The 23,826-nt window shown below is 68.3% G+C and carries 13 protein-coding genes; 8 read left to right on the forward strand and 5 right to left on the reverse strand.

Features of this window, described 5'->3' with window-relative positions; translation table 11 throughout:
• Positions 1-43: 43 nt before the first annotated feature.
• The 5 genes from ARC20_RS03690 to ARC20_RS03710 are packed head-to-tail and all read right to left on the reverse strand — an operon-like array spanning position 44 to position 4,370.
• The gene (locus ARC20_RS03690; RefSeq protein ID WP_057644503.1) at positions 44-931 is read right to left on the reverse strand and encodes a 2-dehydro-3-deoxygalactonokinase; all 888 of its coding nucleotides are present in this window, start codon (positions 929-931) and stop codon (positions 44-46) included.
• A complete protein-coding gene (locus ARC20_RS03695) occupies positions 928-1,836 on the reverse strand; it encodes an SMP-30/gluconolactonase/LRE family protein (protein WP_057644506.1) in 909 nt (302 codons plus the stop codon). The genes ARC20_RS03690 and ARC20_RS03695 overlap by 4 nt, the downstream gene beginning before the upstream one ends.
• Positions 1,830-2,978: a galactonate dehydratase gene (dgoD, locus tag ARC20_RS03700; protein WP_057644508.1), complete on the reverse strand. Its 1,149-nt coding sequence runs from the start codon at positions 2,976-2,978 to the stop codon at positions 1,830-1,832. Before dgoD ends, ARC20_RS03695 begins: the two co-directional genes overlap by 7 nt.
• Positions 2,975-3,613: a 2-dehydro-3-deoxy-6-phosphogalactonate aldolase gene (locus ARC20_RS03705; RefSeq protein WP_057644510.1), complete on the reverse strand. Its 639-nt coding sequence runs from the start codon at positions 3,611-3,613 to the stop codon at positions 2,975-2,977. The genes dgoD and ARC20_RS03705 overlap by 4 nt, the downstream gene beginning before the upstream one ends.
• 4 nt (positions 3,614-3,617) lie before the next feature.
• Positions 3,618-4,370, reverse strand: a complete 753-nt coding sequence (locus tag ARC20_RS03710; protein ID WP_057644513.1) for an SDR family oxidoreductase — start codon at positions 4,368-4,370, stop codon at positions 3,618-3,620.
• Positions 4,371-4,641: 271 nt separating this feature from the next.
• Here ARC20_RS03710 and ARC20_RS03715 point away from each other — a divergent pair, with 271 nt between their 5' ends.
• The 8 genes from ARC20_RS03715 to ARC20_RS03750 all read left to right on the forward strand — a co-directional run bounded on the left by ARC20_RS03715 (position 4,642) and on the right by ARC20_RS03750 (position 23,700).
• Entirely contained in the window at positions 4,642-5,598 is a 957-nt protein-coding gene (locus ARC20_RS03715) for a LysR family transcriptional regulator (protein ID WP_057644516.1), read from the forward strand.
• 253 nt (positions 5,599-5,851) lie between these two features.
• Positions 5,852-8,812, forward strand: a complete 2,961-nt coding sequence (locus tag ARC20_RS03720; RefSeq protein ID WP_081418014.1) for a TonB-dependent receptor — start codon at positions 5,852-5,854, stop codon at positions 8,810-8,812.
• A gap of 934 nt (positions 8,813-9,746) precedes the next feature.
• Entirely contained in the window at positions 9,747-12,383 is a 2,637-nt protein-coding gene (locus ARC20_RS03725; protein WP_425480271.1) for a TonB-dependent receptor, read from the forward strand.
• A gap of 119 nt (positions 12,384-12,502) precedes the next feature.
• Positions 12,503-14,734, forward strand: a complete 2,232-nt coding sequence (locus ARC20_RS03730; protein ID WP_338062957.1) for a WD40/YVTN/BNR-like repeat-containing protein — start codon at positions 12,503-12,505, stop codon at positions 14,732-14,734.
• Positions 14,731-16,653 (forward strand): sialate O-acetylesterase, encoded by a 1,923-nt coding sequence (locus ARC20_RS03735; RefSeq protein ID WP_057644522.1) that lies wholly within the window; start codon positions 14,731-14,733, stop codon positions 16,651-16,653. The genes ARC20_RS03730 and ARC20_RS03735 overlap by 4 nt, the downstream gene beginning before the upstream one ends.
• 15 nt (positions 16,654-16,668) lie before the next feature.
• A complete protein-coding gene (locus ARC20_RS03740; protein ID WP_057644524.1) occupies positions 16,669-18,381 on the forward strand; it encodes a GH35 family beta-galactosidase in 1,713 nt (570 codons plus the stop codon).
• A gap of 62 nt (positions 18,382-18,443) precedes the next feature.
• A complete protein-coding gene (locus tag ARC20_RS03745; protein WP_057644540.1) occupies positions 18,444-21,308 on the forward strand; it encodes a TIM-barrel domain-containing protein in 2,865 nt (954 codons plus the stop codon).
• A gap of 13 nt (positions 21,309-21,321) precedes the next feature.
• Complete coding sequence (locus ARC20_RS03750) at positions 21,322-23,700, forward strand: glycoside hydrolase family 95 protein (protein WP_057644526.1); 2,379 nt, start codon at positions 21,322-21,324, stop codon at positions 23,698-23,700.
• The last annotated feature ends 126 nt before the right edge of the window (positions 23,701-23,826 follow it).

Below are 23,826 nucleotides of genomic sequence, written 5' to 3' on the forward strand. Positions count from 1 at the left end.
GAACAGTCGGGCGCGGGGCGGGTGAGGGGCCGCCCCGGCAAGATCACGCCAGCGCGATGCCGCGCGCGCTGGCCATGGCATGCAGGCCGCGCGCGGCCAGGTCCTCGCCATGCGCCTGCGCGCCGATGCCCAGCAGCGCCAGCGCATGCGCGTAGCGCGTGGTCAGGCCGGCGCTGCCGACCAGGTGCACGTCGCGCGGCGCGGGTTGGCGGTGGCGGATTTCATGCCCGATGAGCAGCCCGGAGAGATACGAACCCAGCGCCTCGCCCGGCAGGCGGTCGAACAGCGCCAGCGTGCGCGTGCCGAACAGCTGGTGGGTCAGCCCGCCGCCTTCACCGCTGCGCGCCACGCCCTGCGCGAAGGCGGCCTCGTCGAAGGCGTGGCCGTCGTCGCTCATCAGGCGGCCCAGCAGGCTGTGCTGGCGCAGCACGGCGTACAGCTCGCCGGTCATCACGGTGGCGAAATCGGTGATGCGTCCCTCTTCCAGCCACGCCCACTTGCTGTGCGTGCCCGGCAGGCACACCAGGTGGCGGCCGGCGCCGAGCACGGCGGCCAGGCCGGCCAGCTGCGTCTCTTCGCCGCGCATCACGTCCGGCACGCCGGCCTCGGCGTGGCAGTCCAGCCCCGGCACGAACCACAGCGTGCGGCCCGGCAGCCGCGCATCGGTGTGCGCGTGCATCGCCGCGGCGAGCGCGCCGGCATCGGCCGGGCAGGGCAGGTAGGGCAGTTCGATCCAGCCGTTGCGGCTGCCGATCATCCCGCACAGCACGATCTCGCCCGGCCAGTCGCCGACCAGTTCGGCCAGCACTTCGGCAAAGCGCCCGTCGCAGGCGAGGATGCCGCGCGGGTCGCGGCGTTGTTCGAGGATGCGGCCGTCGGCGTCGAGCAGGTAGGCGCGCAGGCTGCTGGTGCCCCAGTCGACGGCGATCATGCGGCCGCCACGCGGCTTTCCGGCAGGCCCTTCACGCCCGGCGCGCACACGAACAGGCCGCCGGCCTGCGGCGTGCGCAGCAGTTCGTCATCCTGGTGGTCCAGGCGCGAGCTGATGATGTAGAGCTGGTCCAGCGCCGGACCGCCGAAGGCGATGCAGGTGGGGTGCTTGACCGGCACTTCGACCGTGCGCTCCACCGTGCCGTCGGCGCAATAGCGCTGCACGCGCCACGCGCGCCATTGCGCATTCCACAGCAGGCCTTCGGCATCGATGCCCGAACCATCCGGCTCGGCATCGGCGCGATCCAGCCGCGCGAACTCGCGCACGTTGCCGGCCTGCGCGTTCGCCGCGTCGTAATCGCAGCACAGGATGCGCGGGGTGACCGAGTCGCACCAGTACATCGTGCGGCCGTCGTGGCTGAAGCAGATCGAATTGGGGATCGACACGCCCGGCAGCGGCAGGCGGCGCAGGCCATGGCGCAGCGAGAACTGGTAGAAGCTGCCGCGCGCGGCCTTCTCCTCGTGCTCGTCCATGGTGCCGAACACCAGGTGGCCGTCGCGATCCACGCGGCCGTCATTGCTGCGCGTGTGCGGCTGGTCGGCCTCGACGTCGGCCAGGTGGGTGAAAGCCAGTTCGTCGGCGTCCAGGTCCGGCGTGACCACGCCGATGGACTTGGCCAGCACGACCAGCAGGCGGCCATCCTCGATGAGCCCCAGGCAGCCGGGGCGGTCGGGCAGGGCCCAGTCGCGGCTGCGGCCGCTGGCGGGCGCATGCGCCCACAGCCGGCGGCCGCTGATGTCGATCCAGAACAGCGCCTGGCGGCGCTCGTCCCAGATCACCCCTTCGCCATGCTCGCAGCGGCTGTCCACCGCGAGCGTGGCCTGCAGCGGGGCGGGGCTCACCATTCGGCGACGCTGCCGTCGGCGTGGCGCCACACCGGGTTGCGCCAGTCCGGCGGGTTCTGGTTTGCGCGCACGAGCATCTCCTCGTTGATTTCCACGCCCAGGCCGGGCTTGGGCAACGCGGCAATACTGCCATCGATGCAGCGGAAATCGTCCTTGTTGATCACGTAATCGAGCAGGTCGGCGCCTTCGTTGTAGTGGATGCCGATGCTCTGTTCCTGCAGCACCGCGTTGTGCGAGACCAGGTCCACCTGCAGGCAGGCGGCCAGCGCCACCGGGCCCAGCGGGCAGTGCGGGGCGAGCGCGACGTCGTAGGCTTCGGCCATCGCGGCGATCTTCACGCACTCGGTGATGCCGCCGGCATGCGAGAGGTCCGGCTGCAGCATCGACAGGCCGCCGGCCGCCAGCACGTGCTTGAACTCGAAGCGCGAGTACATGCGCTCGCCGGCCGCCAGCGGGATCGGGCTGGACGCGGCCAGGCGCGGGTAGTACTCGGCCAGTTCCGGCAGCACCGGCTCTTCGACGAACAGCGGCTTGAACGGCTCCAGCTCGCGCAGCAGCACCTTGGCCATCGGCGCGCCGACGCGGCCGTGGAAGTCGATGCCGAAGTCGATCTCGTTGCCGAACGCGGCGCGGATCTCGGCGACCTTGGCCACCGCCGCATCGACCGCGCGCGGGCTGTCGATCAGCTTCATTTCCTCGGTGCCGTTGAACTTGAAGGTGTCAAAGCCCAGTTCGCGGTAGCCGCGCATCTGGTCGATGATGTCCGAGGGGCGGTCGCCGCCGACCCAGCGGTAGGTCTTCATGCTGTCGCGCACCAGGCCGCCGAGCAGTTCGTACACCGGCTTGCCGAGCGCCTTGCCCTTGATGTCCCACAGCGCCTGGTCGATGCCGGCGATGGCGCTCATCAGGATCGCGCCGCCGCGGTAGAAGCCGGCGCGGTACATCGTCTGCCACAGGTCGTTGATGCGCGCGGGGTCCTTGCCGATCACGTAGCCGGACAGCTCGTGCACGGCGGCCTCCACGCTGCGCGCGCGGCCTTCGATGACCGGTTCGCCCCAGCCGGTGATGCCCTCGTCGGTCTCGACCTTGAGGAACAGCCAGCGCGGTGCGGCGTGGTAGGTGGTGAGGCGGGTGATCTTCATCCCTGGGTTTCCTGGAAGGCACGCACGAATTCGGCGGCCTGGGTCTGGGTGGTTTCGAGGGGCTGGCCGGGGCGGTACAGCTCGCCGCCGATGCCGGCGCCGGCGGCGCCTTGGGAGAGGAATCCGGCCAGGGTGGCCGGACTGACGCCGCCGACGACGTACACCGGCACGTGCGGCGGCAACACCGAACGCAGTGCACGGACATGCCCGCTGCCATAAGTGGCGGCGGGGAACAGCTTGAGGACCTGCGCGCCGGCGTCGATCGCGTCGAACGCCTCGCTGGCGGTGGCGAAGCCGGCCACGACCAGCAGGCCGCGCTCGACCGCATGGCGGATCAGCGACGGCCGCGTGTTGGGGGTGACGATGAAGCGCGCGCCGATATCGGCCAGCGTGTCCACGTCTTCGTTGCGCAGCACGGTGCCGGCGCCGATCCACGCGCGGTCGCCGTACTGCTGCTGCGCCAGGGCGATGCTTTCGGCCCAGCGCGGCGAGTTGAGCGGGATCTCGATGGCGTCGAAACCGGCTTCGATGAGCGCGCCGACGTGCGCCGGCGTTTCCTCCGGCGTGATGCCGCGCAGGATGGCGACCAGCGGCAGCTTGAACGGGCTGGCGTGGGGAGCGTTCGGCGGGGTCATGGGCTTACTCGTGGTAGAGCTGGGAGCGGCCGCCATCGACGAGGATGTCGGTGGCGTTGATGAAGCGCGCTTCGTCGCTGGCCAGGAACAGGGCGGTGTAGGCCACTTCCTCCGGCGTGCCGATGCGCTTGGGCGGCAGCAGGTTCTCCTGCTCGCGGCGCTTGGCTTCCGGGTCCGGGCTGCCGGCGAACCACGCTTCGATGCGTGGCACCAGGATCAGGCCCGGGGAAATGGAGTTCACGCGCACGCCCTGCGCGGCGTACTCGATGCCGAGCGCGCGGGTCAGCCCGATCAGGCCGTGCTTGGCGACCGGGTAGGGGAACGCGTGCGGGATGATCTTGTGGCCGTGCACCGAGGCGATGTTCACGATGCTGCCGGCCTGCTGGGCGAGCATCGCCGGCAGGACCGCGCGGCACAGGTTCCAGGCGCCCTTGAGGTTGAGGTCCAGGCAACGCTGCCACTCGCTGTCGGGCAGCTCGAGCGGGTCGGCGAACACGTCGGCGCCGGCGTTGTTGACCAGCGCGTCGATGCGGCCGGTGCGCTCGCGCACGGCGGCGACGGCGGCCTCGATGCCGGCCACGTCGGTGATGTCGACCTGGTGGTAGGTCACGCGCGGATCGGCCTGGGCCGGCGCGTTGCGGTCGAAACCGGCGACCTGCGCGCCGTGCCCGGCGAACAGTTGCGCGGTGGCCGCGCCGATGCCGCTGGCGGCGCCGGTGACGATGACGGATTTGCCTTGCAGGCGGCCGGCGCTCATGCCGAAGCCTCCGGCAGGCGCGGATGACGGCCGCGGAGCGGCACGGGATAGATCCCCATCTGGTTCCTCCTCACTTTCCTGGCGTCGGCGCGTTGCCACCCCGGTGTGGGGGAGGGGCGGGTCGCACCTGTTATGGCCGCCGAACCGGAGGTGGGGGTCTCCTGATTCAGCGTCCGATAGCCTCGCGCGGCCGAGATATGTGCGGCAAATGAAATTTTCGGCATATTCTATTCCCCTGGCGAATACGACTGTCCTACTAATAGAGTCCTCCATGGCATCTTCCAGCACCCCCTGGTTCAACGCATCGCGCCTCAAGACCCGCCAGCTGCTCCTGCTGCTGCACCTGTACGAACAGCGCTCGGTGTTGCGCGCGGCCGAAGCGGCCAGCATGACCCAGCCGGCGGCCTCCAAGCTGCTGGCCGAAATGGAGGACCTGCTGGGGGTGAAGCTGTTCGAGCGCCATGCCCGCGGCGTGGAGCCGACCTGGTACGGCCAGGTGCTGGTGCGCCGCGCCCGCGCGGCGATGTCGGAGATCGGCCGGGCGCAGGAGGAGATTGCCGCGCTGCGCAGCGGGCGCATGGGCCAGGCGTCCATCGGCACGGTGGTCAACCCGGGCACCACGCTGGTCCCGCAGGCCATCGCCGAGGTCAAGCGCGAGTTCCCGGACATCCTGATCCGCGTGGAGATGGACTACAGCCGCCACCTGGTGGCCAAGCTGCTGGACGGCCAGCTGGACATCGTCATCGGCCGCATCATGGGCCCGGAGGGCGCCGGCGACCTGGATTTCGAGCCGCTGGCCGACGAGCCGCACTCGGTCGTCGCCCGCGCCGGCCACCCGCTGTCCAGCCGCGGCACCCTGCAGCATGCCGACCTGGTGCGCTACGGCTGGATCCTCCCGCCGGCCGACAGCGTGCTGCGCGCGCGCCTGGATTCGATGTTCCTCGAACACGGCGTGCAGGCGCCGATGAACGTCATCGAGACTTCCTCGCTGCCGGTCACCACCAACCTGCTGCGCGGCAGTGACCTGCTCACCGCCTTGCCGGTGGATTCGGTCGCCCCGCTGATCCAGGCCAAGCTGCTCACCGTGCTGCCGATCGAGCTGGGCGTGCGCATGGAATCGTTCGGCATCATCCTGCGCCGCGACTATGTGTTGCCGCCCGGCGCCGAGCGCATCCTGCAGGCGCTGCGCAGCACCGCGCGCCGCCTGTACCCGAACCAGAAGCTCTGAGCCGGAACCGTTTTCCCGCGCGGCTAAGGCGCAGGCATTCCATGACGGCATAGCGCGCGCCAATTTTTTCATTGGTGCGCGTCCTCGCGCCGCCCGTATACGTCGCTTCGGAAGCGTGCCGAAGCGACGTTCAAGTCGGGCACTGGTCCACCGCCACAGGGGGCCTGCCGCAAGGCGGGAGTGGGGCGGTCGCGACCCTGCCTTCCGACACCACAACTCAATTTTTCATCGTTCGTCCTGGGAGGGAACTGCGATGTCGATCGTATTGAGCCGTACGCCGGCAGGGCCGCGCGTGCGCCGGAACCGCTTGGCCTTTTCTTCGCGCAGCCTGCTGGCTGCGGCTATTGCCCTGCAGCTGGCGACGCCGGCCTGGGCGCAGGACGCCACCGCCGCGCAGGACGACGCGGCCAACACCAAGACCAGCAAGACCACCGCCGGCAAGGACGGCAAGCGCCAGGCCGTGGACCTGGATACCGTGGAAGTGCGCGGCGTGCGGGCGAGCCTGATCGCCTCGCAAGTCATCAAGCGCGACTCGGAGCAGATCGTCGATTCGGTCAGCGCCGAGGACATCGGCGCGCTGCCGGACCGCAGCGTCACCGAGACGCTGCAGCGCGTCTCCGGCGTGACCATCGACCACTTCATGGCGCGCAACGACCCGGACCATTTCTCCGCCGAAGGCTCGGGCGTGATGATCCGCGGCCTGACCCAGGTGCGCGGCGAGCTCAACGGGCGCGACATCTTCAGCGCCGCCAGCGGCCGCGGGCTCAGCTTCGAGGACGTGCCGGCCGAACTGATGGCCGGCGTGGACGTCTACAAGAACCCTTCGGCCGAGATCATCGAAGGCGGCCTCGGCGGCACGGTGAACCTGCGCACGCGCAAGCCGTTCGACCAGGAAGGCCAGCTGATCGGCGGCACCGCCGACGTCAACTACGGCGACTTCAGCAAGGAATACAAGCCCTCGGCCTCGTTCCTGTACTCCAACCGCTGGCAGACCGGCCTGGGCGAGATGGGCTTCCTCATCGACGTGGCGCATTCGGAACTGGCCACGCGCTCGGACGGCATCCAGGTCGAGCCGTTCGTGCGCCGCACCGATGACGCCGTGCTGGCCGGCACGGATTTCGACCAGGTCTACGTGCCGGGCGGCATCAACTGGCGCGAGCTGGACTTCCACCGCAAGCGCGATGGCATCGGCGCGGCGTTCCAGTGGCGGCCGAGCGACGCCACCGAAGTCTACGTGCAGTACCTGCGTTCGAAGTACGACATGAACTGGCAGGAGCGCGCGGCGTTCTTCAACGACAGCAACGACGCCATCGTGCCGGCGGCCGGCACCACGTTCCAGTACGACGACAATGGCGTGTTCGTCAGCGGCTCGCCGGTATCCAGCTCGTGGCGCGGCAACCTCACCACCGATGGCGTGCGCTTCAATACCGACAACCGCTATGCCGAGCAGCAGACCACCACCTCGGACCTGTCGGCCGGTTTCAGCCACTACCTCAACGACAACCTGGTGCTGAAGGGCGACATGCAGCTGGTGCAGTCGGAGAGCGACAACCTCGACTTCACCGTCTTCACCGCCACCTACCTGCCGGGCCTGAGCTACGACCTGTCGGGCAAGTACCCCAGCGTGAGCATCGATGATCCGGCCTATGCGGCCGACCCGTCGAACTACTTCTGGGCAGCGGCCATGGACCACCTGGCCAAGAACCGCGGCCGCCAGCTGTCCACCCGCGTGGACCTGGAATACACCTTCCAGGACAGCAGCTGGCTGCGTTTCGCCCGCTTCGGCCTGCGCGCCACCGACCGCACGCAGACCAACAAGAACTCCGGCTACAACTGGGGCGTGCTGACCGACAACTGGGCGACCATCCCGACCACGGCCAGCGGCCTGGCGACGCTGGATGCGTACCTGAGCGGCTCGGCGCACCTGTACACGTTCCCGAACTTCTTCCGCGGCAAGGTCAACCTGCCGGGCAACCTGCAGTTCCCGGTGGATTCGCTGGCCAAGAACTACGCGGCGACCTCGGAGATGTTCCAGCAGTTCTACGACCTGCGCGGCTGGGGCTGGGCGCCGGACCAGTACAACCTGCAGGACACCAATCGCCAGTTCGAGCGCACCGAGGCGGCCTACGCGATGGTGTACTTCGGCAATGACGAGGCGCTGGGCATTCCGGTGGACGGCAATGTCGGCGTGCGCATCGTGCAGACCAAGACGCAGGCCGACGGCTACGGCATTTATCCGGACCTGTCGGCGACGGCGGCGTCCGATGCGCTGAAGGCGCTGTACCACGGCCAATACTTCAGCACCAATTCGCGCGGCCAGTACACCGACGTGCTGCCGAGCCTCAACGTGCGCTTCAAGCTGCGCGACGACCTGCAGTGGCGCGTGGCGGCTTCGCGGGCGATGGCGCGGCCGGACTTCACGCAGTTGCAGGCCTACCTGCAGTTGGCGGCGACGACGGAGACCGACGGCACGGTGTCCGACTGGACGGGCACGGCGGGCAATCCCGACCTCAAGCCGATGACGGCCAACCAGTTCGACACGGCGCTGGAGTGGTACTTCGACAACAGCGACCTGCTGTATGCGACGTTGTTCTACAAGGACGTGAAAAATTATTTCTCCACGCAGACGCGCACGGAAACCTATGGCGACCAGGACTGGCTGGTAACGCGGCCGTACAACATGGACAAGGGCGTGATCCAGGGTTTCGAGCTGGGCTACACGCAGTTCTTCGATTCGCTGCCGGGCTGGCTGAGCGGGTTCGGCGTGACCGGCAACTTCACGTTCGTGGACAGCTCCGGTGGCGTGAACACGGCGACCGATCCGTACAGCAACACGACGGTGACGGGGGTGAAGCTGCCGCTGGAGGGGTTGTCGCGGCGCAGCTACAACATCGCGGGCATCTACGAGAAGGGGCCGTGGTCGATCCGGTTGGCGTACAACTGGCGGTCGCGCTACCTGCTGACGACCAGCGATGCGGCGACGCACCTGCCCACATGGGCGGACGATTACGGGCAGCTCGATGGGTCGGCGTTCTATCGCTTCGACGACCATTGGCAGCTGGGGATCCAGGCCAACAACCTGACCGATTCGACGACCAAGGTGCTGATGGGGCCGACGTCGTATGCGGATGGGGAGGTGGATACGCGGCTCTATACGCGCGGGTGGTTCGTCAATGACCGGCGGTATTCGCTGGTGTTGCGGGCTAGCTGGTAAGAGGGGGGATTGGTTGGGGCCGCTTCGCGGCCCCTTCTTTTTTTGCCCGCGTTCGCGGGCTTTGGGGTCCTGGCTTCTCTCGCGAGCTTGCATCTTCGCCAAGAGCGCCACGCGCATGGGTCACCGCTCGGCGGCCAGTGGCGGCGCCTTGCCGGGACACGCCGTGAACCCATCCATGGGGGCTCGTCGGCGACATCCATGTCGCCAACGGTCCCGGCAAGGCGCCGCCACCGGCCACCCCACAGTCCACCGTGGGCGGATCGAACATCAAAGGCACAAGCGAAAGCCGTGCATCCGGCCACGCTGCGTGTGCGGCTGGCAGAACGTGCCTCGGTCGGCGGGGCAGGTCGCGGGGATTGTTGGGGTGTGATGGTTTTGAATTTCGATCCGTGGCGTTGGCCGATCGGGCATTCGGTGGCGGCCCCGGGTCGGGACCGTTGGCGACATGGATGTCGCCGACGAGCCCCCATGGATGGGTTCACGGCGTGTCCCGACCCGGGGCCGCCACCGGATGCCGCGCGCCGAACCGTCAGTCACGTGCGCGACCCTTCGCCGCGCATGACCGCTACGGCCACGGCAAGACAGCCTTCCAGTCACCGTCAAGCCATGCCAGAAGCGCCGTATACGAAATGTTTATACTTGCCGCCCAATATTTCATTGGTATGGCATGGGAGGCCGAGCCTATCCTGCCGCCGCAGCTGAACGTGGGTAGGGGTACATCCGTCCCGAGCCACCTTCCGAGACCGACGCCACAGGACTTAGGCCGGAACAGCCGCAAACAAAAATCGAGGGCAGGCACACATCCCGTGTGACCACCGCCAAAAAATTCAGTACATGCGTCCTGGGAGGGAGCACCATGTCAGTGCAATACCGCCACGTTCCGGCAGGCTCGGTCGTGGGTTCGCGTTCGATCCGTAACTTCCGTCGTTCGGTCATGGCCGTGAGCGTCGCCGCGCTGCTGAGCGCCCAGGCCTACGCCCAGGACGCCACCCAGGAAGACAAGCCGGCCGATACCGCCGCTACCCAGCTCGACACCGTCCAGGTCACCGGCACCCGCAGCTCGGTCACCAAGGCCCAGCTGGTCAAGCAGAACGCCGAGCAGATCGTCGACTCCATCGTCGCCGAAGACATCGGCAAGCTCCCCGACAATAACGTCGCCGAAGCCCTGCAGCGCATCTCGGGCATCCAGATCGCGCGCAGCTACGGCGAAGGCAGCACCATCGCCATCCGCGGCCTGACCCAGGTCCGCACCGAGCTCAACGGCCGTGACATCTTCACCGCCAACGACGGCCGCGGCCTGAGCTTCGAAGACGTCTCGGCCGAACTGCTGGCCGGCATCAACGTCTACAAGAACCCATCCGCCGACATGATCGAAGGCGGCCTGGGCGGCACCGTCGACCTGCGCACCCGCCTGCCGTTCGACTACGACGGCATGAAGATCGCCGGCAGCGCCCAGTACAACTACTACGACCTGGCCGACAAGGGCGAGACCGCCTTCTCGGGCCTGTTCTCCGACCGCTGGCAGACCGGCATCGGCGAGATCGGCCTGCTGGTGAATCTGTCGCAGCAGGACGGCTCGTTCCGCCAGGACACCATCTCCATCGAACCGTGGTGGGTGCAGACCGACATGCCGGGCCATGAGGGCCAGGAGGTCTACGTTCCGCGCGGCGCCGGCATCAACACCACCGAAGGCGACCGCAAGCGCAAGACCGGCTCGGCCGCGCTGCAGTGGCGCCCGAACGACGACGTCGAGGTCTACGCGCAGGTGATGCGTTCGGACTACGACTTCCAGTGGCACGACTACTCGTTCTTCGTCTACGGCAACGGCAACCCGATGATCGGCGCCTCCGACATCGTCACCAACGAGAACAACGAGTTCGTCAGCGGCACCTTCAAGGACACGCCGGCCGACTCGAACACCAGCCTCACCACCCGCCACTCGGTCACCACCGACTACTCGGCCGGTGCCACCTGGCGAGTGAATGATCGCCTGAACCTGAGCACCGACTTCCAGTACGTGGACGCGACCACCAAGGGCACGCGCTACATCCTGGCCACCGGCATGAACAACGTGCCGTACTACACCATGGACCTGAGCGGCGACCTGCCGCGGTTGTCCGTGACCGATGCCGCCGGTAACAACACCTACCTCAACGACCCGAGCAACTACGTGGGTTGGAAGTGGCACCTGGACAACAAGGACGACAACAAGGGCACCGAGTTCGCCTGGCGTTCGGACATGGACCTGGCGTTCGACGACGGCTTCGCGCGCAGCTTCAAGGCTGGTGTGCGCTACACCGACCGCGACGCGACCAACAAGGGCAACGTGTGGCGCTTCATGTGCCTCAACGGCTGCGCCGGCGCGCCGTTCTCGGACTACCCGAGCGTGCAGCTGGTCCAGAACCCGATCACTGACTTCTTCCGCAACGGCAGCTACGTGTTCGGGCCGACCTACACCGCGGCTGACTCGGCGGTGGAGAACTACGACCAGACCCTGGCGACCTTCGGCGCCGACCCGATCGTGTTCGGGCCGACCAACATCAACACCCAGACCGAGAAGACCTACACCGCGTACGGCTTGCTGCGGTTCGGCGTGGATGGCGGCAGCGTGCCGTTCGACGGCAACATCGGCGTGCGCATCGTGCGTACCGAAGTCACCTCCGACGGCGTGCGCAGCGGCACCGACGCCGAGGGCGGCGGCCTGATCCCGATGAGCGTCAGCCAGACCTACACCGACGTGCTGCCGAGCCTGAACCTGCGTTGGTTCCTGGCCGACAACCTGCAGTGGCGCTTCGCGGCCTCGCGCGGCCTGTCGCGCCCGGGCTTCGACAAGCTCAACCCGAACCTGTCCTTCGCCGACAACGCCACGGGGGGTGACATCTACGCCTCGTCCGGCAACCCGAACCTGAAGCCGATGACGGCCGACCAGTTCGACACCGCGCTGGAGTGGTACTTCGGCAAGGGCTCGATGCTGTACGGCACCGTGTTCTACAAGAAGGTCAAGGGCTTCATCGCCAACGCCGTGTTCGACGAAACCTACGGCGGCCGCGTGGTCCACGTGACCCGTCCGGTCAACGGCGACGAAGGCACCATCAAGGGCGCCGAAGTGGGTTACACCCAGTTCTTCGACTTCCTGCCGGGTTGGCTGAACGGCTTCGGCCTGCAGACCAACTACACCTACGTCAATTCGGAAGCGCCGAGCCCGAGCGCCACCGACAACGAAGGCAACCCGCTGATCGTGCCGCTGGAAGGCCTGTCCAAGAACAGCTACAACGTCATCCTCAGCTACGAGAAGTCCAAGTTCCAGGCCCGTGCCGCGTACAACTGGCGCAGCGACTGGCTGGTGACCACGGCCGGCAACGGCACCGGCAACCTGCCGGTCTACAACAAGGGCTTCGGCCAGCTGGACGCCTCGATCCGCTACAACATCAACGATGTGTGGTCGGTCTCGCTGGACGGCACCAACCTGCTGGATACCCGCCTGGAAAGCTACACGGGCTTCGAATCCCGTTACCGCGACTTCGTGATCAACGACCGTCGCTACGGCTTCACCGTGCGGGCCAGCTACTAAACGCGCCGTAGGAAGTGCGTCTCCGATCCGGCGTGCCTTGCGCCGCCGGATCGGTGTTTTACCTCCGATGGAATCTCCATCGGCCAGCTAGGGGAGCCTGACGACCGATGGGCAAGTCCATGCCCCGTGCCTGCCAGACTTTTGCCGACGCGTGCCGACGTCTCGCGTGGGTATGGGTGTTGTGGCTGTGCGCCGCCCCCGCGTGGGCGGTGGAAGCAGTGCCGTACCAGTGGCGCAGCGTCGCCATCGGTGGCGGCGGCTTCGTCAGCGGCCTGGTGTTCCACCCGTCCGAACCGAACCTGCTGTACGCGCGCACCGATGTCGGTGGCGCCTATCGCTGGGATGCGGCGCAGCAGCGCTGGATCGCGCTGACCGACTGGATCGGCGCCGAGGACGAGAATCTCATGGGCATCGATGGCCTGGCCGTCGATGCGAACGACCCGGACGCGCTGTACCTGGCCGCCGGTACCTACATGCACGAACGCGCCGGCAATGCGGCGATCCTGCGCTCGCATGATCGCGGCCGCACGTTCGCGCGCACCGATCTGCCGTTCAAGCTCGGCGGCAACGAACTGGGCCGCGGCAACGGCGAGCGCATCGCGGTCGACCCGCATGATGGCCGCATCCTGTTCCTGGGTTCGCGTGATTCCGGCCTGTGGCGCAGCAGCGACCGCGGCGAAAGCTGGCAGCGCGTGGCGTCCTTCCCCGATGCGGCCACCGCGCCGGGTTCGCGTGCGCGCAACCACGGCGGACGCGAGCAGAAGGTCGGCATCGTCTTCATCGCCTTCGATGCGGCCAGCGGCAAGCCCGGCCGCGCGACGCCGCGCCTGTATGCCGGCGTCTCCACGACCGGACAGAGCGTGTTCGTCTCCGAGGACGGTGGCGCGCACTGGCAGCCGGTCGCCGGCCAGCCGACGCAGTTCCGCCCGAGCCACATGGTGCCCGGTGGTGATGGCAGCTGGTATCTCACCTATGGCGACGAACCCGGCCCGGACCTGATGGCCAACGGCGCGCTGTGGAAGTACCAGCCGCGCGGCCACCGCTGGACCGACATCAGCCCCGAACCACAGCCCGCGCAGGGCCCGGGTTTCGGCTGGGGCGCGATCGCGGTCGATCCGCATGACCCGCGCGTGCTGCTGGCCAGCAGCTTCCGCCGCTATGCGCCGCACGACGACCTGTTCCGCAGCCTGGATGGCGGCAGTACCTGGCGGCCATTGTTCGATGCTTCCGAATTCGATCATTCCAACGCACCGTGGACGGTGCAGGCGTACCCCCACTGGATGGCCTCGGTGGTGATTGATCCCCGCGACAGCGACCACGCGCTGTTCGTCACCGGCTACGGCATCTGGGCCTCGCGTAACCTGCGCGCCGCCGATGACGGCCACACCCCACTGCAATGGTGGTTCCAGGACACCGGCCTGGAAGAAACGGTTCCCCTCGACCTGCACAGCCCGATGGCCGGCGCGCACCTGCTCAGCGCACTGGGCGACATCGACGGCTTCCGCCACGACGACCTCGACCGCGCGCGGATGCAGTACGCAGGCCCGCGCCTGACCAACGGCGAAAGCATCGATGCCGCCGGCCAGCAGCCGCAGGTGGTGGTGCGCAGCGGCACCGTGCGCAACCGCCGCCACAACGAAATCCGCGCGCAGGTCTCGCGCGATGGCGGCGCGCATTGGCAGGCGTTCGCCAGCGAGCCGCCGCAGGGCGAGGGCGCCGGCCACCTGGCCATCGGCGCCGACGGCCAGCGCGTGGTCTGGACGCCGGTGAACGGGCAGGGCGCCTGGGCCACCGACGACTTCGGCGTGCATTGGCAGCCCGTGCGCGGCGTGCCCGCGACGATCCTCATCGAGGCTGACCGCGTCGATCCGCGGCGCTGGTATGGCGTGGATGCGGCTACTGGCGAATTCTTCACCAGCACCGATGGCGGGCTGTCGTTCACCGGCACTGGGCTGGACGTAGGCCTGCCTTCGCGCGTGGAGCGCACGCGGCCGCAGCTGCGGCCCGACCCCTGGCGCGCCGGCGTGGTGTACCTCGCCAGCCCGGCCAAGGGCGTGCAGCGCTGGCAGGATGGCCAGCTGCGCACGCTCGCCACGATGGAAGAGGCGCGCGCCCTGGGCCTGGGCGCGCCGCTCGCGCCGGGCGCACCGCCGGCCCTGTACCTGGCCGGTCGCATCGACGGGGTGAGCGGCGTGTTCCGCTCGGCCGACGAGGGCGCACACTGGCAGCGCATCGACGACGACGCGCATCGTTTCGGCCGTCCCTACGCCATCACCGGCGACCCGCGCATTCCCGGGCGGGTGTACTTCGCCACCGGCGGCCGTGGCATTTTCTATGGAGATTCCCGATGACGTTCCCGCTTCGCCGCCTCGTCCTGGTGCTCGCCGCGGGCGTGGCCCTGCCGGCCGCCGCCGCGCCGCGCCTGCCGCTGCTGTTCGGCGAAGGCGCCGTGCTGCAGCGCGAGCAGCCGATTCCCGTGTGGGGCTGGGCCACGCCCGGCGCGACGCTGACGGTGAGCCTGGACGGCCAGCAGGCCAGGGCCAAGGCCGATGCGAAGGGCCAGTGGCAGGCGACGCTGCCGGCGCATGCCGCCGGTGGCCCGTACGTGCTGCAGGTGCAGGGCGATGGCGCGACGTTGAAGGTGGCCGACATCCTCGTCGGCGACGTGTGGCTGGCCAGCGGCCAGTCGAACATGGAATTCCCGCTGGAGAAATCCGACGGCGGCGCGGCGGCCGTGGCGTCCGCGCATGACGCGAAGATCCGCCATTTCAAGGTGCCCAAGTCGTGGTCGGCGCAGCCGGAGGACGAACTGGCCGGCGGCCGCTGGCAGCTCGCCACGCCGGCCAATGCGCCGCAGTTCTCGGCGGTGGGCTACTACTTCGCGCAGGACCTGCGCGAGAGCACTGGCGTGCCGATCGGCATCATCGACAGCACCTGGGGCGGCAGCGCCATCGAGGCGTGGATGGACGCGGCCTCGCAGGGCATCGACGCGGCCGGCCTGGCGCGCCAGGGCGACGAGATGCGCCGCCGCGATGAAGCCGCCCTCGCGGGCGCACGCGAAAAGCTCGCCCGCTACAGCCTGCCCGCCGGGCAGAGCAGCGAAGGCTGGCGCGCGCCGGCGTATGACGACAAGGATTGGGACAGCATCCCGGTGCCGGCCAACTGGGAAAGCGTCGGCTACGCCGGCATGGATGGCGTGGCGTGGTACCGCAGCAGCTTCACGCTGACCGCAGCCGAGGCCAAGCGCGGCGTCACGCTCGGCGTGGCGCGCATCGACGATACCGACACCACCTTCGTCAACGGCCAGCCCGTCGGCCATACCGAGAACAGCTACGACACGCTGCGCGCCTATGCCGTGCCGGCGAGCGCGCTGCATGCCGGACGCAACGTCATCGCGGTGAAGGTGCTCGATACCGGTGGCGGCGGCGGCATCCATGGCGAGGCCGACGAGCTGTACGTGCAGCCGCAGGGCGGCACGCGGCGGCCGATCGACGGGGCGTGGAAGTTCCGTCCGGAGCACGGCACCGTTTCGGCCATCGACGACAAGAACCTGCAGCCGACGCTGCTCTACAACGTGATGATCCACCCGCTGCAGCGTTACCCGGTGCGCGGCGTGATCTGGTACCAGGGCGAAACCAACGCCAAGCTCGCCAACCATGCCGCCGTGCATTACGCCGAGCAGTTCCCGACGATGATCCGCGGCTGGCGCGCCGATCGGCACGCGCCGAAGCTGCCGTTCCTGTGGGTGCAGCTGGCCAACTTCGACGACCACTCCGACCAGGGCGACACCAGCCCGTGGGCGCTGCTGCGCGAATCGCAGTCGAAGACGCTGTCGCTGCCGGCCACCGGCCAGGCGGTCATCATCGACATCGGCAACCCGAACGACATCCACCCGACCAACAAGCGCGACGTCGGCCACCGCCTGGCCCTGGCCGCGCGCCATGTCGCCTATGGCCAGACGCTGGTCTACAGCGGCCCGGTGTTCAGCGGCGCGCAGTTCGCCGACGGCGCCGCCACGCTGCGCTTCGACCTGCAGGGCAGCGCGCTGGCCGTGCGCGGCGGCGGAGAGCTGCAGGGCTTCGCGGTGGCCGGCGCCGACCGCACGTTCCACCCCGCGCAGGCGCGCATCGAGGGCGACCGCGTCGTCGTGCGCAGCGAGGCCGTGCAGCAGCCGGTGGCCGTGCGCTACGGCTGGCACGGCAGCCCCACCGCCAATCTCGTCAACCGCGAGCAGCTGCCTGCTTCGCCGTTCCGATCCGACAGCTGGTAAACGGAGACCTTCCGCATGACGCATTCTTCTTCCCGCCACGCCCGCGCCCTGCGCCCGCTGGTCCTGCCGGCGATGCTGCTGCTGGCCCTGGCCGCCTGCCAGCGCACCGAGCAGGCCGCCGCGCCGGCCAACGCCGACGCCTCAGCCGCCGCCACGCCCGCCCAGGGCGCCGCGCCGCAGGGCAAGGAAGCGCCGATCCCGCAGCTCGTCAGCCAGGACGGCAAGCACACGCTGCTGGTGGACGGAAAGCCGTACCTGATCCTCGGCGCGCAGGTGAACAACTCCTCCAACTATCCCGCCGCGCTGGAACAGGTGTGGCCGGCGATGGCCGATATCGGCCCGAACACCGTGCAGGTGCCGATCGCGTGGGAGCAGATCGAAGCGGAGGAGGGCAAGTTCGATTTCTCCTTCGTCGACACCCTGCTGGCGCAGGCGCGCGAGCATGACGTGCGCCTGGTGCTGCTGTGGTTCGGTACCTGGAAGAACAACGGCCCGGCCTACACCCCGCATTGGGTGAAGACCGACAACCAGCGCTTCCCGCGCGTGGTCACCGCCGACGGCCGCAGCATCGGCTCGCTCTCGCCGCTGGGCAAGGAAACGCTGGAAGCCGACCGCAAGGCTTTCGTGGCGTTGATGAAGCACCTCAAGCAGGCCGACCCGCAGCGCACCGTCATCATGGTGCAGCCGGAGAACGAGCCGGGCACCTACGGCAGCGTGCGCGATTTCTCGCCGATGGCGCAGGAAGCGTTCAACGGCCCGGTGCCGGAAGAACTGCTGAAGAAGCTCGGCAAGCAGCCGGGCACCTGGTCGCAGGTGTTCGGACAGGACGCCGACGAGTTCTTCCACGCCTGGCACATCGGCCGCTTCATCGACCAGGTCGCCGAGGCCGGCAAGGCCGTCTACCCGCTGCCGATGTACGTCAACGGCGCGCTGCGCGGCCCGTTCAACCCCGGCCAGCCCGGCAAGTACGCCAGCGGCGGCCCGACCGACAACGTGCTCGACGTGTGGAAGGCCGCTGGCCCGCACATCGACCTGCTGGCCCCGGACATCTACATGCCCGAGTACCTGATGTACACCACGGTGCTCGACCGCTACGCACGCCCGGACAACCCGCTGTTCGTCGCCGAAACCGGCAACAAGGCCGAGTACGCGCGCTACCTGTTCCCGACCCTGGGCCACGACGGCATCGGCTGGTCGGCGTTCGGCATCGACTACACGCGCTACAGCAACTTCCCGCTCGGCGCCAAGCATGTCGACAAGGACGCGCTGGCGCCGTTCGCGCTGGGCTACCGGCTGGTCAAGCTGGGCTTCCCGGCGTTCGCCAAGGCCTCCAGCGAGGGCAAGCTGCACGGCGTGGCCGAGCAGCCGGGCCAGGCGGTGCAGGAAATCCAGCTCAACGACCGCTGGTCGGCGACGATCATGTACGGCGTGCCGCAGTTCTGGTTCCAGGGCGAACCGCCGGGCAACCCGGAGCCGGTGGGCGCGGCGCTGATCGCCGAGATCGGCCCGGACGAGTTCCTGGTCACTGGCTACCACGCGCGCGTGACCCTGCATCCGGCCAGCGAGGCGACCGCCAACATGGTCTACGACCGCGTCGAGGAAGGGCATTACGACGCGGACGGCAACTGGGTGTTCCAGCGCAACTGGAACGGCGACCAGACCGACTACGGCGTCAACTTCTCCAGCGCCGACACGCTGCTCAAGATCAAGCTGGCGACCTGGAAATAAATCCAATGGCGCGCCGGCCAAGCATCGGCGCGCCGCTCACGCATTACCGATAGGGAGTGAACATGCGACACGGCAATCAGGGTATCCAGCGGCGTGCGCTGGCGCAGGGGCTGGCGGTTTCGCTGGCGGCATTGGCACTGGCCGGCACCGCCGGCGCGCAGGAAGTGCAGCGCAACGCCGAAGGCGTGGTGGTCAAGCCGGCGCAGGCCGGTGCGGCCGCGGTGCGGCTGCAGGTGGTCGATGACGGCATCATCCGCGTCAGCGCCGATCCGAAGGGCGAGTTCAAGCGCTCCGAGAGCCTGATGCGCGCGCCGACCGGCAAGCCGGTGCCGTCGTTCCAGGTGGCCGAGCAGGGCGGCGAAGTGCAGCTGAAGACCGCGAAGGTCACCGCGCACGTCTCCACCGCCGATGGCCATGTCAGCTTCACCGACGCCAACGGCAAGGAAGTGCTCTCCGAAGTGGCCGGCGGCCGCACGTTCACCCCGATCAAGGTCGACGGCAAGGATGGCCTGCTGAGCACCCGCCAGCGCTTCACCTCGCCGGACGGCGAAGGCATCTACGGCTTCGGCCAGCACCAGCAGGGCTGGATGGACCAGAAGGGCCGCAACGTCGAGCTGCTGCAGAGCAATATCGACCTGGCCGTGCCGTTCCTCGTCTCCAGCCGCAACTACGGCCTGCTGTGGGACAACAACTCGATCACCCGCCTGGGCGACCCGCGCGGCCTGCAGCCGCTGGACAAGTCGCTCAAGCTGTATGACGCCAAGGGCAAGCCTGGTGCGCTGACCGCGCGTTACTCGGTCAACGGCAAGCAGGTGGTGGAGCGTCGCGAAAGCGAGATCAACTACGAATACATCAAGGACCTGGTGAAGTTCCCGGCCAAGGCCAAGCCGGCCAAGGAAGGGCGCGCCACGGTCAGCTGGGAAGGCGACATCGAAGCGCTCAGCGGCGGCGAGCACAGCTTCTCGCTGTACTCCAGCGAGTACGCCAAGCTGTGGGTGGACGGCAAGCTGGTGCTGGACCGCTGGCGCCAGAACTGGAACCCGTGGCACCACGAGTTCACCCTGGAACTGGAGCCGGGCCAGCGCCACCACGTCAAGGTGGAGTGGGACCTGATCGACCCGAGCTACATCGCGCTGCTGCACCGCGACCCGCTGCCGGCGGCCGAGGCCAAGGACCTGTCGCTGTGGTCGGAGGCCGGCCAGATCATCGATTACTACTTCGTGGCCGGCGCCAACACCGACCAGGTCATCGGTGGCTACCGCGAGCTGACCGGCAAGGCCGTGCTGCTGCCCAAGTGGGCCTACGGCTTCTGGCAGAGCCGCGAGCGTTACAAGAACCAGAAGGAGATGGAGGACGTGGTGGCCGAGTACCGCCGCCGCAACCTGCCGCTGGACAACATCGTGCTCGACTGGTCGTACTGGCCGCAGGACGCCTGGGGCTCGCACGATTTCGACAAGCAGTTCTGGCCCGACCCGGATGCGATGGTCAAGTACTTCCATGACCACAACACCCACATGATGATTTCGATCTGGCCGAAGTTCTATCCGAACACGGAGAACTACAAGGAGCTGGCGTCGAAGGGCTACATGTTCACCAAGAACGTGGATGCCGGCGAGCTGGACTGGATCGGCAACGGCTACCTCAACGCCTTCTACGACCCGTTCGCGGTCGAGGCGCAGAAGATCTACTGGCGCCAGATCAACGAGAAGCTCAACAGCAAGGGCATCGATGCCTGGTGGATGGACGCCGACGAGCCGGACATCCATTCCAACCTCGACGTGGGCACCCGCAAGGAGCGCCTGACCCCGAACGCGCTGGGCTCCTCGACCGAGTACTTCAACGCCTTCCCGTTGCCGCACACCCACGGCGTCTACGAGGGCGACCGCGAAGCCGACAACAAGCGCGTCTTCATCCTCTCGCGCAAGGGCTATGCCGGCACGCAGCGCAACGCGGTGGCGGTGTGGAGTGGCGACATCGTCTCGCGCTGGGACAACATGAAGGAGCAGATCTCCGCCGGCGTGAACCTGTCGATGTCGGGCCTGCCGAACTGGACCTTCGACATCGGCGGCTTCTCGGTGGAGAAGCGCTACGAGACCCAGGACCCGGCGCACCTGCCGGAGTGGCGTGAGCTGCAGACGCGCTGGTTCCAGTTCGGCGCGTTCGTGCCGCTGTTCCGCTCGCACGGCCAGTTCCCGTACCGCGAGATCTGGAACATCGCCCCGGAAGGCACGCCGTTCTACGCCTCGATGGCGTACTACGACCGCCTGCGCTACACCCTGATGCCCTACATCTACACCCTGGCCGGCGATACCTATCACCGCGACGGCTCGATGATGCGTGGCCTCATGATGGACTTCCCGAACGACGCCAAGGTCGCCGACCTCAACGACGAGTACCTGTTCGGCCCGGCCTTCCTGGTCGCCCCGGTCACCGAGTTTGGCGCCACCTCGCGTCCGGTGTACCTGCCGGCCGGCACCTCCTGGCTCGACTTCTACACCGGCAAGCGCTACGAGGGTGGCCAGTCGATCACCGCCGATGCGCCGATCGAGCGCATGCCGCTGTTCGTGCGTGCCGGCGCCATCGTGCCGACCGGCCCGGTGCAGCAGTACGTCGACCAGCAGGCCGACGCCCCGGTGACGATCGTGGTCTACACCGGCGCCGACGGTGCGTTCTCGCTGTACGAGGATGACGGCCTGGGCTACGGCTACGAGAAGGGCGAGTTCAGCCGCATCCCGCTGGCGTGGGACGAGGCCAAGGGCGAGCTGCGCATCGGCGCGCGCGAAGGCCAGTGGCCGGGCATGCAGGCCAAGCGCACGTTCAAGGTGCGCTTCGTCAGCGGCCCGCGCGAGGACGCCGGCCAGCTCGAGCCGAAGGCCGACACGCAGGTGCAGTACGCCGGCAAGGCAGTCGTCGTGAAGCGCAAGTAAGCGGAGCGACCCCATGGCCTTGGAACTGAGTCGTCGCGAACTGTGCAAGGCCGTGGGTCTGGGGGCCGCCGCGATGGTGGCGGCCCCTGGCGCGCTGGCGGCGCACCGTCCCCTCCCGACGGTGCCGCCGCCGGTGGCGCCGGACGGCGAACTGGTCTTGTGGTATCCGCGCCCGGCCACCGAATGGGTGGAGGCGCTGCCGGTCGGCAATGGCCGGCTCGGCGCGATGGTGTGGGGCGGGCTGGCGCATGAGCGCCTGCAGCTCAACGAGGACACGCTGTACGCGGGCGGTCCGTATGACGCCACCAACCCGAAGGCGCTGGAGACGTTGCCGAAGGTGCGCGAGCTGGTGTTCGCCGGGCGCTACGCCGAGGGCGAGGCGCTGGCCGACGCGGGCATGCTTTCGCGCCCGCTGAAGCAGATGCCGTACCAGCCGCTGGCTGACCTGCTGCTGGATTTCGACCGCGCCGATGGCGCGGCCGGGTATCGCCGCGAGCTGGACCTGGACAGCGCCACGGCGAGCACGCGCTTCCGTTCGGAAGGGCGCAACCACCTGCGCGAGGTGTTTGTCTCGCCCGATGCGCAATGCATCGTGGTGCGGCTGAGCACCGACAAGCCGGGTGGCATCTCGCTGCGTGTGGGCATCGACAGCCCGCAGGACGGCGAGGTCACGGTGGACGGCGACGGCCTCCTGTTCGCCGGCCGCAACCCCGGCCGCGAGGGCATCGAGGGCAAGCTGTCGTTTGCGCTGCGCGTGCTGCCGCTGGCCAAGGGCGGCAAGGTGACGCTGCGGCGCGACCGCATCCGCGTCGAGGGCGCGGACGAACTGGTGCTGCTGCTCACCGCGGCGACCAGCTACAAGCGTTTCGACGACGTCAGTGGCGACCCGCTGGCGATCACCGCCGCGCAGCTGGCCGTCGCCCGCAAGGTGCCGTATGCCACGCTGCGCGAAGACCACCTGGCCGCGCATCGCACGCTGTTCCGTCGCGTGGCGATCGACCTGGGCCGCAGCGAGGCGATGCAGCGGCCGACGCACGAGCGCGTGCGCGACTTCGCCGCGGGCGGCGACCCGCAGCTGGCGGCGCTGTACCACCAGTACGGGCGCTACCTGCTGATCTGCAGTTCGCGCGCCGGCAGCCAGCCGGCGAACCTGCAGGGCATCTGGAACGAGTTGATGTCGCCGCCGTGGGAGAGCAAGTACACGGTCAACATCAACACCGAGATGAACTACTGGCCGGCGGAAGCCAACGCGCTGCACGAGTGCGTGGAGCCGCTGGAGCGGATGTTGTTCGAGCTCTCGCAGACCGGTGCGCATACGGCCAGGGCGATGTACGACGCGCCGGGTTGGGTGGTGCACAACAACACCGACCTGTGGCGTTCGGCCGGCCCCATCGACGGGGCGCAGTGGAGCCTGTGGCCGACCGGTGGCGCATGGCTGCTGCAGCAGCTGTGGGACCGCTGGGATTACGGGCGCGATCGTGCGTACCTGGAAAAGATCTACCCGCTGTTCAAGGGCGCGGCGGCGTTCTTCGTGGCGACGCTGGTGCGCGACCCGGGCACTGGCGCGATGGTGACCAACCCGTCGATCTCGCCGGAGAACCAGCATCCGTTCGGGGCGGCGCTGTGCGCGGGGCCGACGATGGATGCGCAGATCCTGCGCGATCTGTTCGCGCAATGCGTGGCGATGGGCAAGTTGTTGGGGGTCGATGCGGACTTCGGGGAGAAGCTGGTGGCGCTGCGCGAGCAGCTGCCGCCGAACCGCATCGGCAAGGCAGGGCAGCTGCAGGAGTGGCAGCAGGACTGGGACATGGAAGCGCCGGAGATCCACCATCGGCACGTATCGCATCTGTATGCGTTGCATCCTTCCAGCCAGATCAACGTGCGCGATACGCCGGCCCTGGCGGCGGCGGCGCGACGTTCGCTGGAGATCCGCGGGGACAATGCCACCGGTTGGGGAATCGGTTGGCGGTTGAACCTGTGGGCGCGGTTGCGCGACGGGGAGCACGCGTACCACATCCTGCAGCTGCTGCTGGCGCCGGAGCGCAGCTATCCGAACCTGTTCGATGCGCATCCGCCGTTCCAGATCGACGGCAATTTCGGCGGCACCGCCGGGATCACCGAGATGCTGCTGCAGAGCTGGGGCGGGAGCGTGTTCCTGCTGCCCGCGTTGCCGAAGGCCTGGCCGCGGGGCGAGGTGAAGGGGTTGCGAGTGCGGGGGGCGGCCTCTGTTGACCTTCGCTGGGCTGAGGGGGTGTTGGTCGAGGCTGTGCTGCGTAGTGATTCCGGTGGCCGGTATGAGCTGGTCTATGGGGAGCAGGTGGTTTCTGTCGACCTGAAGGCTGGGCGTAGCGCTTCGTTGCGTTTGGCTGGGGGGCGGTTGGTTCGCGCTTGAATCCCTTCGGCGTTTTTGTTCTGGTCGCGCGGCGCCCGGGGGCAGGCCCTTTCCGGGACACGCCGTAAACCCATCCATGGGGGCTCGTCGGCGACATCCATGTCGCCAACGGTCCCGGAAAGGGCC

Origin of the sequence: Stenotrophomonas panacihumi (genome assembly GCF_001431645.1) — a bacterium.
GTDB classification, from domain to species: domain Bacteria; phylum Pseudomonadota; class Gammaproteobacteria; order Xanthomonadales; family Xanthomonadaceae; genus Stenotrophomonas_A; species Stenotrophomonas_A panacihumi.